The organism is Paenibacillus tritici (assembly GCF_018207515.1).
Taxonomy (GTDB): domain Bacteria; phylum Bacillota; class Bacilli; order Paenibacillales; family Paenibacillaceae; genus Paenibacillus_AQ; species Paenibacillus_AQ tritici.
In genome coordinates this window covers 280,788-296,594 of the sequence record NZ_CP073365.1, presented here as the reverse complement: position 1 = coordinate 296,594, position 15,807 = coordinate 280,788, and the positions used below count along the sequence as shown (strand labels likewise).

Annotated in this window: 13 protein-coding genes; 5 read left to right on the top strand and 8 right to left on the bottom strand. The window is 52.8% G+C overall.

Going from position 1 to position 15,807, the window contains the following annotated elements:
- Positions 1-11: 11 nt before the first annotated feature.
- The 7 genes from KDC22_RS01375 to KDC22_RS01345 form a co-directional block, all read right to left on the bottom strand.
- Positions 12-2,351 carry a helix-turn-helix domain-containing protein gene (locus tag KDC22_RS01375; protein ID WP_211721825.1) on the bottom strand — a complete coding sequence of 780 codons (2,340 nt, stop codon included), beginning with the start codon at positions 2,349-2,351 and terminating at the stop codon, positions 12-14.
- Between the two features lie 25 nt (positions 2,352-2,376).
- Positions 2,377-3,261 carry a carbohydrate ABC transporter permease gene (locus KDC22_RS01370; RefSeq protein WP_173135378.1) on the bottom strand — a complete coding sequence of 295 codons (885 nt, stop codon included), beginning with the start codon at positions 3,259-3,261 and terminating at the stop codon, positions 2,377-2,379.
- 36 nt (positions 3,262-3,297) lie between these two features.
- Positions 3,298-4,215: an ABC transporter permease gene (locus KDC22_RS01365; protein ID WP_173135381.1), complete on the bottom strand. Its 918-nt coding sequence runs from the start codon at positions 4,213-4,215 to the stop codon at positions 3,298-3,300.
- A gap of 98 nt (positions 4,216-4,313) precedes the next feature.
- Complete coding sequence (locus KDC22_RS01360) at positions 4,314-5,900, bottom strand: extracellular solute-binding protein (protein ID WP_211721824.1); 1,587 nt, start codon at positions 5,898-5,900, stop codon at positions 4,314-4,316.
- Positions 5,901-6,550: 650 nt separating this feature from the next.
- Positions 6,551-6,703, bottom strand: coding sequence for a hypothetical protein (locus KDC22_RS01355; RefSeq protein ID WP_211721823.1), 153 nt, complete (start codon positions 6,701-6,703; stop codon positions 6,551-6,553).
- The gene (locus tag KDC22_RS01350; protein WP_211721822.1) at positions 6,704-6,856 is read right to left on the bottom strand and encodes a hypothetical protein; all 153 of its coding nucleotides are present in this window, start codon (positions 6,854-6,856) and stop codon (positions 6,704-6,706) included.
- Between the two features lie 485 nt (positions 6,857-7,341).
- Positions 7,342-8,571 carry a Zn-dependent hydrolase gene (locus KDC22_RS01345; RefSeq protein WP_211721821.1) on the bottom strand — a complete coding sequence of 410 codons (1,230 nt, stop codon included), beginning with the start codon at positions 8,569-8,571 and terminating at the stop codon, positions 7,342-7,344.
- 207 nt (positions 8,572-8,778) lie between these two features.
- Between KDC22_RS01345 and KDC22_RS01340 the strand changes: the two genes are divergently transcribed.
- The 4 genes from KDC22_RS01340 to KDC22_RS01325 all read left to right on the top strand — a co-directional run bounded on the left by KDC22_RS01340 (position 8,779) and on the right by KDC22_RS01325 (position 13,576).
- Positions 8,779-9,654, top strand: coding sequence for an aldose 1-epimerase family protein (locus tag KDC22_RS01340; protein ID WP_211721820.1), 876 nt, complete (start codon positions 8,779-8,781; stop codon positions 9,652-9,654).
- A gap of 273 nt (positions 9,655-9,927) precedes the next feature.
- Entirely contained in the window at positions 9,928-10,917 is a 990-nt protein-coding gene (locus KDC22_RS01335) for a glycosyltransferase (RefSeq protein WP_211721819.1), read from the top strand.
- On the top strand, positions 10,914-12,020 hold the full coding sequence (locus KDC22_RS01330) for a polysaccharide pyruvyl transferase family protein (RefSeq protein ID WP_211721818.1): 1,107 nt from the start codon (positions 10,914-10,916) through the stop codon (positions 12,018-12,020). Before KDC22_RS01335 ends, KDC22_RS01330 begins: the two co-directional genes overlap by 4 nt.
- Before the next feature lie 41 nt (positions 12,021-12,061).
- Positions 12,062-13,576, top strand: coding sequence for an oligosaccharide flippase family protein (locus tag KDC22_RS01325; RefSeq protein ID WP_173135399.1), 1,515 nt, complete (start codon positions 12,062-12,064; stop codon positions 13,574-13,576).
- Between the two features lie 133 nt (positions 13,577-13,709).
- On the opposite strand, the gene KDC22_RS01320 is transcribed toward KDC22_RS01325, so the two are convergent.
- Complete coding sequence (locus tag KDC22_RS01320) at positions 13,710-14,801, bottom strand: threonine aldolase family protein (RefSeq protein ID WP_211721817.1); 1,092 nt, start codon at positions 14,799-14,801, stop codon at positions 13,710-13,712.
- Positions 14,802-14,996: 195 nt separating this feature from the next.
- On the opposite strand from KDC22_RS01320, the gene udk reads away from it, so the two are divergent.
- Positions 14,997-15,626, top strand: coding sequence for a uridine kinase (gene udk, locus KDC22_RS01315; RefSeq protein ID WP_173135405.1), 630 nt, complete (start codon positions 14,997-14,999; stop codon positions 15,624-15,626).
- Positions 15,627-15,807: the final 181 nt, after the last annotated feature.

Here is a 15,807-nt window from a genome sequence, read left to right as displayed (position 1 = left end):
ACTGCTCCTTCTTATAGATTATCGTGCGGGATCAGCCGGTTGTTCTGTCTATACTGGCCGGGTGTGATCCCTTCATATTTTTTGAAGACACGGATGAAGGAATTGCTGTTCAGGAAGCCTACACGCTCCGATACCTCCTGCACGTTCAATTCATCCTGCTGCAGAAGCCTCTTGGCTTCTGTGATCCGGTACTGGTTGATATAGTCGATCACATTGGTTCCGGTCTGCTCCTTGAAGTACTTGGAGACATACGTAGGGTGGAAGCGGAACCGTTCGGAGATGGGGGTCAGCCCCAGATTGACATCGGCGTAATTCTCATGAATGAACTCCAGTAACTGCTCCTTCAGCTCCGTATTGTGGGAACGCTTGCGTTCATGCACCATCTGGCAGACCGTCTCCAGAATCTGCAGCAGCTCGGCCTCGATCTCCTCGAAGGTCTCACAGGCGAACAACTGGCGGATCAGCTCATTACGCCGGGCCAGCTCCTTCATGTCATCGGTCTTGATCTGCTCGGTTGCCTTCAGCATGGTACCGATCAGCTCGAACATCAGGCAGCGGGCCAGCTCTACCGACAAGGGCTCCCCGGCGAAATTGGTCATCAGAATCTCATTCATGACCTCTGTAGAGCGGGCGTAGTTGCCTGTAGCGATATAATTGACCAGCTGACGCTCCAGATCGAGCGGATAATAGAGCTCCTCCTTGGGCTGCCGGATTCTATGCTGGTCAATAATCTGGCCGATGCCCAGAATCAGCCGGTACTCCAGCGCCTCCTCCGACTCCTGATAGCAGGCCGAGATCTCGGCCATGGACTGGCGGACGCTGCTGACTCCAACCGAGAAATAGATCAGGAAGCGGGACTGAATGAAGTGCTGCGCCTCTCCGGCGGCCTGGATCAACTGCGGGACAGCATCCGCGTCATTCTCCCGGATATTGACCAGAAGGGCGATCCGGCCATCCATTTCAGCGGAATAGACAGGGCCGGCCGGGCCCATCAGCTCCTCCAGCACATTGGTAAGAATCAGATGGACGAACTGGAGCTTGCCCTCCTTGTCCTCCGGTCCGCGGGTGCGGAACAGTCCCTCATAATTCTCAATGTGTACCAGCAATACGGCAAAGGAATCGCTCTCGAACCTGATCCCCAGGCGCTCCATCTCCTGCTCCGCAGCAACCCCCGCCCCCGGCTGGACCCGTCCCTTCAGCAGCCTCGCCAGGAAGCCGCTGCGCACCACTGTCTGCTGCTCCTTCAGCCTCGTCGCGAACTGGTCCTGCTCTTCCCAGGCCCGGGTCAGCACGGTCTGCAGGATGCCGAATTCATCATCCGGCTGCTCCAGCTTCCCTTTGACCTTGTCGGAAATGATATTCATGATCCGGCCGAGCGGACGGTAATTGCGCCGGGTGAACCACCAGGCAGTCACACCGCCCAGCAGCAGAACGGCCGCTACTCCGGTGAATGTAATGCTGCGGATGACCATCAGCTTCTTGGCATAGATACGCGTAGGTACGATGGAGACATACTGCCAATCCTGTACGCCCGAAGAGATCTGGGAGACCGTCACCGATTCCCCGTTCCAGTCTGCCGTTCCCGTCCGTCTTCCCGTATCTTTGTTTTCCTGCAAATAGCGGTATATTGAATAAGGGGTCTCGGCCGTTCCCGTAGAGAACAGCGTCCGCCCGTTCCGGTCCAGGATGAATACGATGCTCTCCGGCTCCAGACGCACATTATTGATCGCCTGCTGGAACCGCTCCGGGTCCAGGGTAACGACAAAGGTGGCCGGGCTATCCTCCGATACCCTGACCGGGAACGGCTGAAGGTAGACGAGCGTCTCCTCAATCCGGCGGTCCTCGCTGAAGACCTTCATTTTGCGGAACACGCTCTCGCTTGAATCCTGCATCAGCCGGGTCCACTCCTCCTCGCTTACCCCGGTCCCCTCATAATAAATATCGTATAACAGATTCTTGGAGACGAGCGAGGAGGAGGACAGCGCCACATCCGCAGATTTCACATAGATATATAATTCACGGATTAATCCATTACCGATCCGGATCGACTTGAGGTTCTTAATCAGCTCCAGCCCCATCAGCCGCCACCTGGCATCCTGCTCGGACGCGTGATTGATGAAGCTGCTGAGCTGGGAATCGGCCATTAGCTGGCTGCTGATGCTGCTGATATCCTGGGTCTGGCTGTCAATCGTCTCCTGCACCTGGGACAGCAGCACCCTGTTGGAGCGGTTAACCTCCTCCTTCAGCAGATGGCGCGACTCCGCAAAGACGGCGGCGCCGATAGCGACCGGGATGAGCAGGATGACCAGATAAGAGAGGCTCCAGGATAACAGGATGCTTTTCTTTTTCATGGTTCTCCTCCTCCTCGTGTGTGTGTTATTCCTTAATCGCGCCGATCATGACACCTTTTACGAAATATTTCTGCAAAAACGGATAGATAAAGAGGATCGGCAGCGTAGCCACCATCACCGTTGCGTATTTCACACTTTCTCCGATCGCCTCTTTGTCGCCCATTGCCGCTGAAGTCGTCATTGAATCCGTGCTGTTCTGGATCAGAATCTCCCGCAGCACCAGTTGAAGCGGATACAAATTACGGTCGCGGAGATACAGAATGGCACTGAACCAGGAATTCCAATGCGCCACTCCGTAGAAAAGAATCATCACCGCAATCACCGGCATGGATAAGGGGATCACAATCCGCCACAGGATGCGCACCTCACCTGCCCCGTCCATCCTGGCGGATTCCAGCAGACTCTCGGAGATCTCCTGGAAGGCCGTCCGCATAATGATCAGATTATAGCTGCTGACCAGCCCCGGCACAATCAGGGCCAGCAGATTATTGCCGAGGTGCAGCGTATTGTTGATCAGCAGATAGGTGGGAATAATCCCGCCGTTGAAAAACATAGTGAACACTATGGCCAGCATGATCGGATTACGCAGCATGAAGCTTTTGCGGGACAGGGTATACGCCCCCAGGATGGTGAACAGCAGATTCAGTGCCGTGCCCAGCACTACGATCAGCATGGTATTCCTGTAGCCGGACAGAATGCTCGGATTGCTCAGCACCAGCTTATAGCTGTCGAGATTGAACCCTTCCGGCAGGAGCAGCAGCCCGCTATGGGCCATCAGCCGGTTGGAGTCACTAAGTGACGCATTCAGCACATGCCACAGCGGATACAAGGTGATAATGATCAGCAGAATCATGATCAGCACATTGATACTGTCAAAGATTCTTTCTCCTATCGTTCTTTTGATTATCATGGGAATCCCTCACTTTGTCTTCCTGGTGAAGCCGTACTAGAACAGCTTATTGTCAGATACCGCCTTGGACAGCCTGTTGGCGCCAATGAGCAGAATGAAATTGACTACCGACTGGAACAGGCCGACGGCTGTCGTATAGCTGAACTCGGCACTTTCACTGATCCCTTTGCGGTAGACAAAGGTTGAGATGACATCGGCGGTATCGTAGATATTCGGATTATAGAGCAGAATGACCTTCTCGAAGCCAATCTCCATCAGTCCGCCCACCCGCAGAATCAGGAGAATCACGATCATCGGGATAATCCCCGGCAGGGTAATATGCCACACCTGGCGTATCCGGCTGGCCCCGTCCACCTTGGAGGCGTCATAGAGCTCAGGATTAATTCCGCTAAGCGCGGCCAGGTAGATAATTGTCGAGAATCCAAGCTCCTGCCAGATGGAGGAAGCGGTATAAATCGTACGGAAATTGCCCGGCTCACTCAGCAGAGCGCTGCTCTCCCCGCCAAAGAACACAATAATAGAATTAAACAGCCCGTCACGGGACGAGAAATCGACCACCATTCCGCAAATGACCACAATCGAAATGAAGTGGGGGATATAGGAGATGGTCTGCACCGTACGCTTGAACAGCTCATGTCTGAGCTCATTGAGCAGCAGCGCGAGCAGAATCGGGGCCGGGAAGCCGAACAGCAGCTGGTAGAAGCTTAGGACCAGGGTGTTTTTGAGAATCCGCCAGAAATAATAGCTTTGGAAAAAATCCCGGAAATGCTGCAGTCCCACCCAATCGCTGCCCCAGATGCCTTTGCCGACGGTATATTCCTTAAAAGCAATCACCGCACCATACATCGGCAGGTACTTGAATACCAGGAAATACACAACCACGGGGAGGGCCATCCAGTAGATCGCTTTGTTCTTCTTGTAGTTCAGCCAAACCAGGGAGAGCCTCTGCGGCATAATCTCCCTCCTTTCTTCTTCAGGACAAGCTCCGCGGGGGCACTATACTGACACTAGCTTTAAGTTCCGCCGCGCCGCGGGCGTCCTCAACTCCTGAATTATCTTGCGTTGTAGCGGTCTATCGCCGCCTGCTGAATTTCAATCGCCCGTTTCACATTGAATTTGTCAATCTGGGCCGTGAACTTGCTGAAGTTCTCCAGCGGCTCCGCGCCGATCACGAATTTGATGAACATTTCATCGCGGTAGGTGGTGATGTCGCTCATGATTTTGCTGTATTCACTGGACTCCTCAGTGGTCAGGCTGACCGGAGGAATGCCCACCTTGAGCGTGTTGTCGCTGTATTTGGAAAAGAGCGCAACCGCGTCCTTCTGCTGCTGGAACTGGTAATACTGCTCGTTATAGCGGTCGTCATCCTCGCCGACAAACGGATAATTGGCAATGAAATGCTTCGCCATCGCCTGAACCACCGACAACCCCTCGGGATTCTTCAGAATCTCATCCGTATAGGTCGGATAGCCGTCCTTCATTGTATACGTAACCCCTTCTACGCCGAAGTTCTTCAGCATATGCCCTTCTTCACTGAAGAAGTAATCCAGCGCCTTCACGGTCTCTTCCGGGTGCTTATTGCTCTTCGTAATCGTTGCTCCGGCACCACTCCACTCCCAGGACCGTCCGGTGAACATCGGTTCATCCCCTTTGTTCAACACAGGGTACTGGGCGGCGGTAAGATTGGCCTTCGGCTCCTTCTCCTGCAGTGCAGGCAGATAACGCCCGATACCGCCGCCGATGAAGGTGAAGAAGGCCCCGGCCTGACCGCCCAGAATCTTGGCATCATAGGTCTTCTGATCATTGGTCGCGAAATCGGGATCAATCAGCCCTTCCTGATACCAACGGTGGAACGTGGTCAGGAACTCCTTGAATTCCGGCTCCATCGGCCCGAACGCCACCTTGCCGTCCTTCAGGAAGATGGTATTGGTAATGCCGTAAGCTTCCAGGAAGGTAGGGGCCGCCGGGCCCATGGTTGTCATCTTAGGCGGTGCGCCGAACAGGAGAGGTGCGGTTACGCCTTTTTTCTCCTTAAAAGCCTTCAGCACCGTCTCCCACTCCTCCAGCGTCTCCGGCTGCTGCAGGTTCAACTCGTCCAGCCAATCCTGACGGATGAACGTGCCGCCGAAGGTTTTGTACTTGCCGAGCCGCAGATGGGGAATCGCATAGATATCTCCGTTATCCGCTTTCAATTGCTTCGCCACTTCGGGGTTCTCGTCCAGAATCTTCTTCAGGTTAGGCGCATACTGGTCAATCAGGTCATTCAGCTTAATAATGGAGCCGTCGTTGTACAGCTTGGAGTAATCCCCGTAAACGAACATTACATCCGGCAGCTTATTGGACGCCAGCATGACATTGAACTGCTCCGTCTCCGCGCCTACGGCAGGGTGCTGGAATTCCGTCTTAATATTGGTTTTCTTCTCCCACTCCTGAATCGCCGTAATCTCACTCATATTCTTCAGCGTAATCGACACATTCGTATTCAGCGACGCCCAGATCGAGATCGGGGTCGGCTTATCCGCCGCTGCTCCCTCCGCGTTCTTGTTCCCGTCCGCGCCGCCCGAGCAGCCTGCCAGTCCGCTTATCGCCAGCAGCAGGCTGGTCCCGAGCGTCATCCGCCTTCTCCAAGTTCTCTTCATCCTTCACATCTCCCCCATGTGTTCTTAATTAATAGTCGTCATGCGATGCCGGAGGCCCAGTAGTTCCTTGTCTTGCTGTGTTAATGAGTTGCTGGCTTAGTGGTGCTGTGCTGCTGGCTTGCTGAGTTGCTCGCTTGTTGGTGCTGTCTTGCGGAGTTGCTGTCTTTTAGGTGCTGTTCTGCTGAGTTGCTGTCTTGTTGGTGCTGTTCTGCTGAGTTGCTGTCTTGCTGTGGTGCTGCCTCCCGCTTCTCCAACTTAACGCTATACAGCAATGCTGACTATCTCCCATTCTTGCCGCGATATCGATATATTGCTTACGGCCTGTCCATCACAGGAATTGTATATATAAGCCAAGAAATCAGGATTGATTTCGGATTGCACATTGAAATCCCGGTTTAACGGGATTTATTAAAATGTCGCGCGCGGTGGATGCGCTTTCATATTATATCAGACTGATACGTTGTCGCGGCATTGAACACACTTCCACCAGAATGGACGCCCGCCTGCCGCCCACCTTCGGCGGATTCAGGTGCACTTATGCTCCTCTTTCACGCCTGCCGCCCACCTTCGCCAGATTGAGGTGCACTTATGCTCCTCATTCCGGCATGCCGCCCACTTTCGCCGGATTGAGGTGCACTTATGCTCTTCATTCACGCCTGCTGCCTGCTTTCGCCGAATTCAGGTGCACTTATGCTCTTCATTCCCGCCTGCCGCCCACCTTCGATAGATTCAGGTGCACTTATGCTCTTCATTCCCGCCTGCCGCCCTCTTTCGCCGGATTGAGGTGCACTTATGCTCTTCATTCACGCTTGCCGCCCGCTTCCGTCGAATTCAGGTGCACTTATACTCTTCATTCCCGCCTGCCGTCCACCTTCGGCGGATTGAGGTGCACTAATGCTCCTCCTTCCCGCCTGCTGCCCACTTTCACCGGATTCAGGTGCACTTATGCTCTTCATTCACGCTTGCCGCCCACTTTCACCGGATTCAGGTGCACTTATGCTCTTCATTCCCGCTTGCCGCCTACCTGCCGCCCACCTCCAACTGGTTCAGAGGGAATTATCCCTTTCATTTTCCCCTATTCCCTACTTTCGGCTGAATCAAAGGGATTTCTCCCTCTGATTCCCCCATACTGCCCACTTTTGCCGGATTCAAAGGGATTTTTCCCTTTGATCCTTTAAGCAGCGGATACTGGAGGGTCAGCAGGAATCCTGACCCCTATCCCTGATTACTCAAGAGACTTATCCCCAACTTTATGCACATATTATCCACAACAGACGGATATCAACATTTCCTAACTAAAAATAAATAAAAAAAGACACTGGGTAAGTGTCTCAATTTGTCTTAAAGTGTCTCAAAGTCTCAAGGTATGTTAAATGCTCCCCAATATCTTAAATATCTCTAAGTCGCCCCACGCCCCATTGCCCATACAGCAAGGCCTTCATCAGCCACCAGCCAACACCGACAGCACCGTCTCCAGCACCACATTCACGCCCAGCTCACAATCCTCATAAGCAGTGAGCTCTTCCTCGCAATGGCTTTTCCCCTTCACGCTGGGAACAAAAATCATCGCCGAAGGCAGAAACCCGGCCACGAACTGGGCATCATGCCCCGCTCCGCTGGCCAGCTTCCGGCTGCTATAACCAAGCTTCTGCGCAGCTTGCTCCACCAGCGTACAGATTCCCGGATCGAACCATACCGTGTCGCGGCCCCACAGCTTCGTCTTGGACACGCTGCATTCCAGCAGCTCCTCCGGCAGGCCGTTAATAATCGCCTCCACTTCACGGACGATGTCCATGTCCTTATGTCTGGCCTCCACGGTGAAGATCACCTTATTCGGAATAACGGTATGAATATTAGGCAGCACGTTCATTCTGCCCATCGTATAGACCAGTTCAGGGTCCAGCACTGCCAGCTTCCGGCGCAGCTCCGTCATTAGATCTGTCGCGGCAACAAGCGCATCCCTCCGCATATCCATCGGCGTGGTACCGGCATGATCCGATTCGCCTGTTACTTCAATCTCATAGCAGGCCATTCCAACCACACAGTCCACCAGGCCGATCTTGAGATTCTCTCTCTCAAGCACAGGACCCTGCTCGATATGCAGCTCCAGATAAGCCGTCGCTTCCTTGATCCGGTTGGCGGCATCTCCGGCATAACCGCTGGCCTCCAGCGCTTCACCAAAAGTAATCCCCTCCGGGTCCCTCTTCTCCAGCATCTCCGCCTTCCCGAACTTGCCTGCCAAGACCCCGGAGGCCATCATCGACGGCTCGAAGCGCGCGCCCTCCTCATTGGTGAAGTTCATCACCATTACGGGCAAGCGGGGCTTAATGCCGTGGTCCACCAGGGTTCTAGCTACCTCCAGCCCGGCGATGACACCAAGCACACCATCGAAACGGCCACCTTTTTTGACCGTATCCAGATGCGAGCCAATCACTATGGGCGGACCTTCCCCGCTACCCTCCAGAGTGGCATACATATTGCCCATATCATCCACCTTGACGGCCATGCCCAGCTCTTCTGCACAGGTGGTGAAATAGCCGCGTACCCTTACATCCTGCTCCGACAGTGACAGCCGGGTGACCCCATTGTTGTCTGTCCGCCCGAAGTCGGCGAAGGCCTCGATCGTATTTTTCAGTCTCTCACCGTTCACGAATATTTGCTGCAGCTGCATGGGCTTGCCCCCTCCGTTTCGTTTGCTCCTATTAGGTGTATCTACTCCGTTACTTCCTTGCTATCTATGTTAACCCATTCCTTATTTTTGTCATTTTACATACTGTAATAATTTTTTATGGTTTGGTTCACGTTATGTTGCAACACCTTCGGGGAAGTCTGATAGAATATGAGTCACTGGGAACACCATTTGAGAGGAGCTAGGAATATGAATACAATTGTGCGCAGCAGTACAGCTGAAGCTGTAATCAGTTCACTCGGGGCAGAGCTGGTCAGCTTCAGAAGAACGGATACCGGGACTGAATATATGTGGAGCGGGGATGCCGCTTACTGGACAGGCCGTTCGCCGGTGCTGTTTCCCATCATCGGTGCCGCTAACGGAGGCGAGATCAAGGTTAACGGTCAGGCCTACAAGCTGGCCAATCACGGCTTCGCCAGACGCAGTGAATTCACGCTGGTGGAAGCGGACGATTCACGGGCGGTCTTCCGTCTGTCACAGAATGAGAGCACGTTAGCCAGCTACCCGTACCATTTCAACCTGTTCCTCACCTATGTCCTCAGCGGCAACACACTGGAGATCAGCTACCGTGTAGAGAATACCGACCAGCAGGAGATTTCCTTCCAGCTCGGCACTCATCCCGCATTTAATTGTCCGATGGATGGAGAGGGCAGCTTCGCGGACTATTATCTTGAATTTGAACAGCCGGAGCGTCTGGAGCGCTTGTTCCTGAACAAGACCGGGCAGCTGATTCCTGATAAAAGCGACCCTATGCTGGGAGACGGGAACACCCTGCCGCTCCAGCATGAGCTGTTCGAGCATGACGCCCTCGTCTTCAAGAATGTAAGCTCGCAGTCTGTTGCGCTGAAGAGCAAGTTGTCTGACAAAAGCGTAGCCGTGGCTTATCACAACTTCCCCGACCTCGGAATCTGGCAGCCGAAGAATGCCCCGTTCCTGTGTATTGAGCCTTGGCACGGCGTGGCCGACAGCGAGGGCTTCACCGGGGAAATGAAGGACAAGGCAGGAGTCATCTCCCTGCCGCCGGGCGGCCAATCTACAAGCTCCCTTACGATCACGTTCAATTAACAGAATGCCGCTCCAGCCGTTCCCGAAGCAACAGGAAAGCCGCAGCACCGACAAGGTGACTGCGGCCTTTTTGTCATGGATATGTACCTGAATCCGTGAATGAAGACACCTCCCAATAGTGTCAAATCAGGCTTATCCCGCCGCCTTTCCGCCAGCCCTCCGGCTGATAAGTACACTAAAGTAGTATATACAACCTTTTGACCCGGATAGTAAGATATTCACAAATCAAGTGACGCGTAGACTCGTTTACCCGGAAAGGAAGTGACTGCTCAAGTGAAGCCAGAGATAAGTATTATTGTGCCTATCTACAACGTGGAATTGTACCTGAACAAGTGTGTGGATTCGATACTGGCACAGAGCTTCAGCAACTTCGAAGTGATCCTGGTAAATGACGGATCACCTGACAAATGCGGTGAAATCTGTGAGTATTACAAGGAGCTGGACCCGCGCATCGTCGTCATCCACAAGCAGAACGGCGGATTGTCCGATGCCCGGAACTACGGAATTGAGGTTGCCAGGGGCAGATACATCGGGTTTGTGGACAGTGATGACTGGATTGAACCGGATATGTATGAATCCCTGTATTCGCTCATTACGTCCCATGATGCGGATATTGCTGCGTGCGGCCACTACGAGGTGATGGATGATGTACCGCTGGAGAAGTCGTTCTCTCATGAGGTACATGTATATAACAATGCCCAAGGCCTCGACAAGCTTCTGGAGGACAAAGAAATTCAGAATCTGGCCTGGGATAAGCTGTATAAGGCTGAGCTGTTCGCGCAGGTCAGATACCCGGTCGGCAAATATTTTGAGGATATTTTCACAACCTATAAATTATTCCTTCAAGCGGATAATACCGTCTTGCTGGATTCGCCCAAATACATGTACCTGAAGCGAAGCGACAGCATTACCGGAGCCATGAACAACAAGAAATATTATGACCGCTTCTGTGCGGCGCTGGAGATCTACGAGACGATCCAGGATAAGAACTATCCGGTCGCCAAAGAAATCTCCCTGTCCCGGACGGTGACCGAGGGAATCGAACTATGCAATTATCAGCTCATTACCGGCGAAACAGCCGTCAACAAGGAATACCTTGCCGAGCTGGGCGGGTTCCTGAGCAAGCATATCTCCCAGATTCTGCGCAACCGTACGCTCCGCCGGGAAATGAAGACCGCCGCTTTGCTCATCCTGACAAGCTCCACTGTATATAAAATGCTGTATTATTCCAAACTCCGTTTGAAGGGAAGTAATATGATATGAACCAAGCCCTCGAGAAGCTCCTGCCGCTGTCCTTCCGGAATTATGTAAGCAACATTAGAGTCTATCAGTATTATAAAGGTTATCTGAGCTACCGGAACCAGTATAAGGGCAAATCCAAAACCATTTTTGTGGTCGGTTCACCCGAACACGACAATCTCGGCGATCATGCGATCACCTACGCACAGATGAATTTCCTGAGAAAAGCTTTTCCCGATTATACCCTGATCGAGATTGTAGCCAACCGGCTGATGCATAACATGAGATGTCTGGAGCTGTACTCCACGCCGGATGACATCTTCGTGCTTCAGGGCGGGGGCAACTTCGGAATCGAGTATTTCCGCGAGGAAGAGGTGCGCCGGAAGATCATCTCCGAATTCCCGAATAACAAAATCATCGTCTTCCCGCAGACCATCTACTTCGGAGATACCGAGCTTGGGCGCGCGGAGTTCAAGAAGACACAGGACCTCTACGGCTCCCATAAAGACCTTACTCTGGTCGCCAGAGAGGCTACGTCGTATGAAATTATGAAAGCAGGTTTCAGAAACAACGATGTTCTGTTAACTCCGGACATTGTAATGTCCCTGGACCTCACCGATCCCCCTAAGGAACGCAAGGGTGCCCTTCTTTGCATTAGAGCGGACAAGGAGAGCATCTTCAGTGATCAGGACAAAGCAAGCATCCAGAACTACAGCTCGAAGCACTTCAGCCAAATTACAACTACAGATACTTGCATCCTTCGCCCTGTCTCCCTGGAAGACCGGGATCACGAGCTGAATACCTTATGGAATCAGTTCAAGGAGGCGGAGATTGTGATTACAGACCGGCTGCACGGGATGATTTTTGCGGCGATTACGTCCACGCCTTGTATTGCGCTGGGGAATTACAATTACAAGGTCGTAGGCAGCTACGAATGGATCAAACATCTGGGCTACGTTAAATTCACCAATGATCTGAACCGTATTCCCGAGCTTATCGAAGAGTTAAGACAGATCGAACACCCCAGATACAATAACGAATTCTCAGCCCGGCATTACAACCAAATTATCCAATCCATGTCGGACAGCTTGAATGAACCTTCTGCTTCATCCATCGTTACCGCTTAAGATACGCACAAGACACTCTCCGTAGCGAGGAAGCGATCTGTTTGAAAACCAATATTAAACTTGCTGCAATCATAACCTATGCTTCCGTATTTCTAGGCGTTATTATCTCCCTGGGCTCGACGCCCTTCATTGTGTCGACCCTGGGGAAATCCGAATATGGACTATTCTCCCTGGTGAATTCGATCATCGCCTATATCGTCCTGCTGGATCTGGGCTTCGGGAGTGCGGTCATCCGCTTCAATGCGAAGTATATCTCCGAGAACAACTCCACAGGCCAGCGGAATATCAACGGGATGTTCCTGCTCCTGTTCTCAGCGATCGGACTGGTCTCATTAATTGCAAGTGTGATTCTGGTGTTCAACTTCAGCTCCATCTTCAGCAGCCTGAGCGAGTCGGAATTGAGCATTCTGAAGACCATCTTCATCATCGCCGCGATCAATGTGGCTGTGTCGTTCCCGCTCAACATCTTCAGCTCCATCATCACCGCCTATGAGAGATTCGTCTATCTCAAAGTAATCAATCTCATCCGGGTCGTTTTGTCGCCGGCGATGATGGTGCTGGTGCTGTTATTTGATTTCCGGTCCACCGGGATGGTGACGGTTGCGCTTGTGCTGAACCTGACGATCGGTGTGATCAATGTGGTCTTTTGCCGGACGAAGCTCAATTTGACTGTGAGGTTCACCGGTTTCGACACCAAGCTGTTCAAGGAGATCTTCAGCTATTCATCCTACATCCTGCTGTCGTCCATCGCCTTCCAGATCTATACGAATGCCGATCCGCTGATCATCGGAATGTTCCTGGGGGCGACTCCAATCGCCATATTCGCCATCGCCGCCCAGCTCAACACCTATATTCTTAACTTCTCCAATGTGCTGGCCAGCTTCTATCTGCCCAAGCTTACCAAGATGATCGTCAAGGGTGCAGATCAGGCGGCTTTAATGCTGGAGCTGGTCAAAATAGGGAGAATTCAGGCGCTGATCGTAGGGTATATCGTCTCGGGGTTCGTGCTGTTCGGACAGAGCTTCATTCTGATCTGGCTCGGCCCGGACTACAAATATGCGTATACGGTTGCCCTGATCATTATCATTCCCCAGATTACCTCGATTGTGCAGTCCCTGTTCGCCACCATGCTGGAGGCCATGAATATGCACAGAGTGAAGGCCTTCATCTATTTCTCTGTCGCGATTCTCAAAGTGGGCTTGACCTTCTGGTTCATCCGGTTCTGGGGGATTACGGGCTGCGCCATTGCCACCGCCATCGGGATGATCATCAATGTATGCCTGAACAATGTGTACTACAAATATAAATTGAAGTTCGATATTCTTCACTTCTGGCTGCAGATCATCCGGGTATTCATTCCGGTGGTGCTGCTGGCCGGGCTGAGCGGGTTCCTGCTTAGCTTCGTGAGCATCACTTCTTACGTGTATCTGGGGATGTATGTAATCGTGTATTCCCTCCTCTACGTGCTTACCATGTGGCTCTTCGGAATGAATGCTGGCGAGAAGAAGATGATTGAAGGTCCGGTGAGAAAAATAGCTCTGCGGAGTCAGGCCTAGGACTCTATGTGGAGCCGGGACGCAGTCTTCAGGCGCCTTCGCTTCTGAGCTTAGAGCCACTTCTGAACCTTAGATCCATCAGCTAACAAGCCTCTGCGGGCTTCCGCAGAGGCTTGTTGGCTGTATATCAGGGTCAGAGCCGCTTCAGCCGCTCATCCAGCAGCCGGAAGGCTTCTCTCAGGGCGGGCTTGGAGACTCCGCTGTAGACATCGCCGATGTTCAGCTCATAGTAACAAGAGGTGTCTCCTGTCTCCTTGAGCCGCGGCGTCAAGCCAATGCCGGTCTCCTGGTAGACTTGAATCAATACGGGCGCAAGCTGTTCCCTGGACAAGGCAAAATGGATATGGAACATATTCGAGACCGGAACCTCCGGCACCGTGGATACCTTATGGCAGCTGTTGAACATGGCAGCCAGCTCCTTGGCCTGCTCATAATATCCGGCCATAGCCCCGATTCTCTCCCGGTAATAATGCCGGGCCGGTACAATATAAGGATAGAGGCTGATCAGGTCGCCGCCGTGGCGGCGTTTCCAGATCTTCGACTCCTCCGTGAACTCCCGGCTTCCGGCTAAGATAGCGCCGGCAATGCCGCCGATGCCCTTATAGAACGAGACATACACGCTGTCGAATAACCCGCAGACCTCTGCGGCGGTCTTGCCGTAGTAGGGCAGCACCTCGAATAGTCTTGCCCCATCCAGATGGAGCATGATTCCCTGCTTCCGGCAGTAGGCCGATATTGCCTCCAGCTCGGCGTACTCCGGCAGTTGTCCGCCAATCTCCCGCTGCGGCAGCTCCAGCAGCAGACAGGCTACGCCCGGCTGCATGTTCTGAACGTCCTCCAGGGTAATCAACCGGTCAGCATCCGCGAGCAGCAGCGGTTCCAGATGATGCAGCTCCTTCAGTCCGTCCTGCTCATGAATCTCCAGATGGCACAGCGGGTGATAGGCCACGCTCCTGCTGCCCTTGCGGTCACTCCAGATCCGCAGGGCAATCTGCTGGGCCATCGTGCCGCTGGGGAAGAATACGCTGCATTCCTTACCCAGCACTCCGGCCATCTCTGCCTGGAAGTCCTCAATCACAGCGCCTGTCCCGTACAAGTCGGCAGTGAGAGTATCCTCCACTTCGGCCAGTGCTTCCTTGAGTACCGCTACGTCACGTGCGCCATGGCCTGCAAGCCGGACTTCTGTCCTGTCAAATGCCTCCATTAATGCCTTCTGCTCATCCATTCTGTTCTCCCGCCCTCTTTCTCAATACACCTCATTCAGTGCGAATACTTGAAATTATATCATTTCTCTACAAAATACCCGATTTATTTGAATGTTCACATGATATTCCTCTCCTTCAAGGTGAAATAAGTTGACCGCTGTGCTACAATATTGGAATTGCAAAGGCAATCGCTTAGGGAGGTTTATAAATACACCATGCTTATTATTGGTATCGCCGGCGGGACCGGTTCCGGCAAAACAACGGTAGCACGCTCCGTGATTGACCGTCTTGGCTCAGACAAAGTTACATTCATATCCCAGGATAACTACTATAAAGACCACTCCTACCTCAGCATGGCTGAACGCGGTGCGATTAATTATGACCACCCGCTGGCCTTTGACACGGAACTGCTGATAGAGCATCTGGATTGTCTGAAGGCCGGACAAGCTGCCTATGCCCCCGTGTATGATTTCACTGTTCATGCCCGTTCGACAGACAAGACTGTGGCGCTTGCCCCGAATAATATCGTGATTCTCGAGGGGCTGCATGTGCTGTCCGACGAGAAGCTGCGCGAGCAGCTTAACATTAAGGTATTCGTGGATACCGATCCCGATGTCCGCATCCTTCGCCGCGTGCTGCGGGATATCGAAGAACGCGGACGGACCATCCGCTCCATCCACACGCAATACCTGACCACGGTGAAGCCGATGCACGAAGCTTTCATTGAGCCCTCCAAGAAGTACGCGGACCTGATCATCCCGGAAGGCGGACAGAATGAAGTAGGTATCCAGCTACTGTCCGTATTGACCGAGAAGTATCTGTCCGGCGATCATCAGTGGAATTAAGCAGAGCGTATAGTGATATGGGAATTATAGAGCTGTCCGGCATGCCGGGCGGCTCTTTGCGTTAATTTTCCTGACACGCATCTCTCTTTTTCGCCGTGAAACCGAGGGTATGGGACAATGAGATCGCACCCTTTGTTATATTTGTTGACTGATAGCGCTTTATTCCCGAAATAAAGGGTTG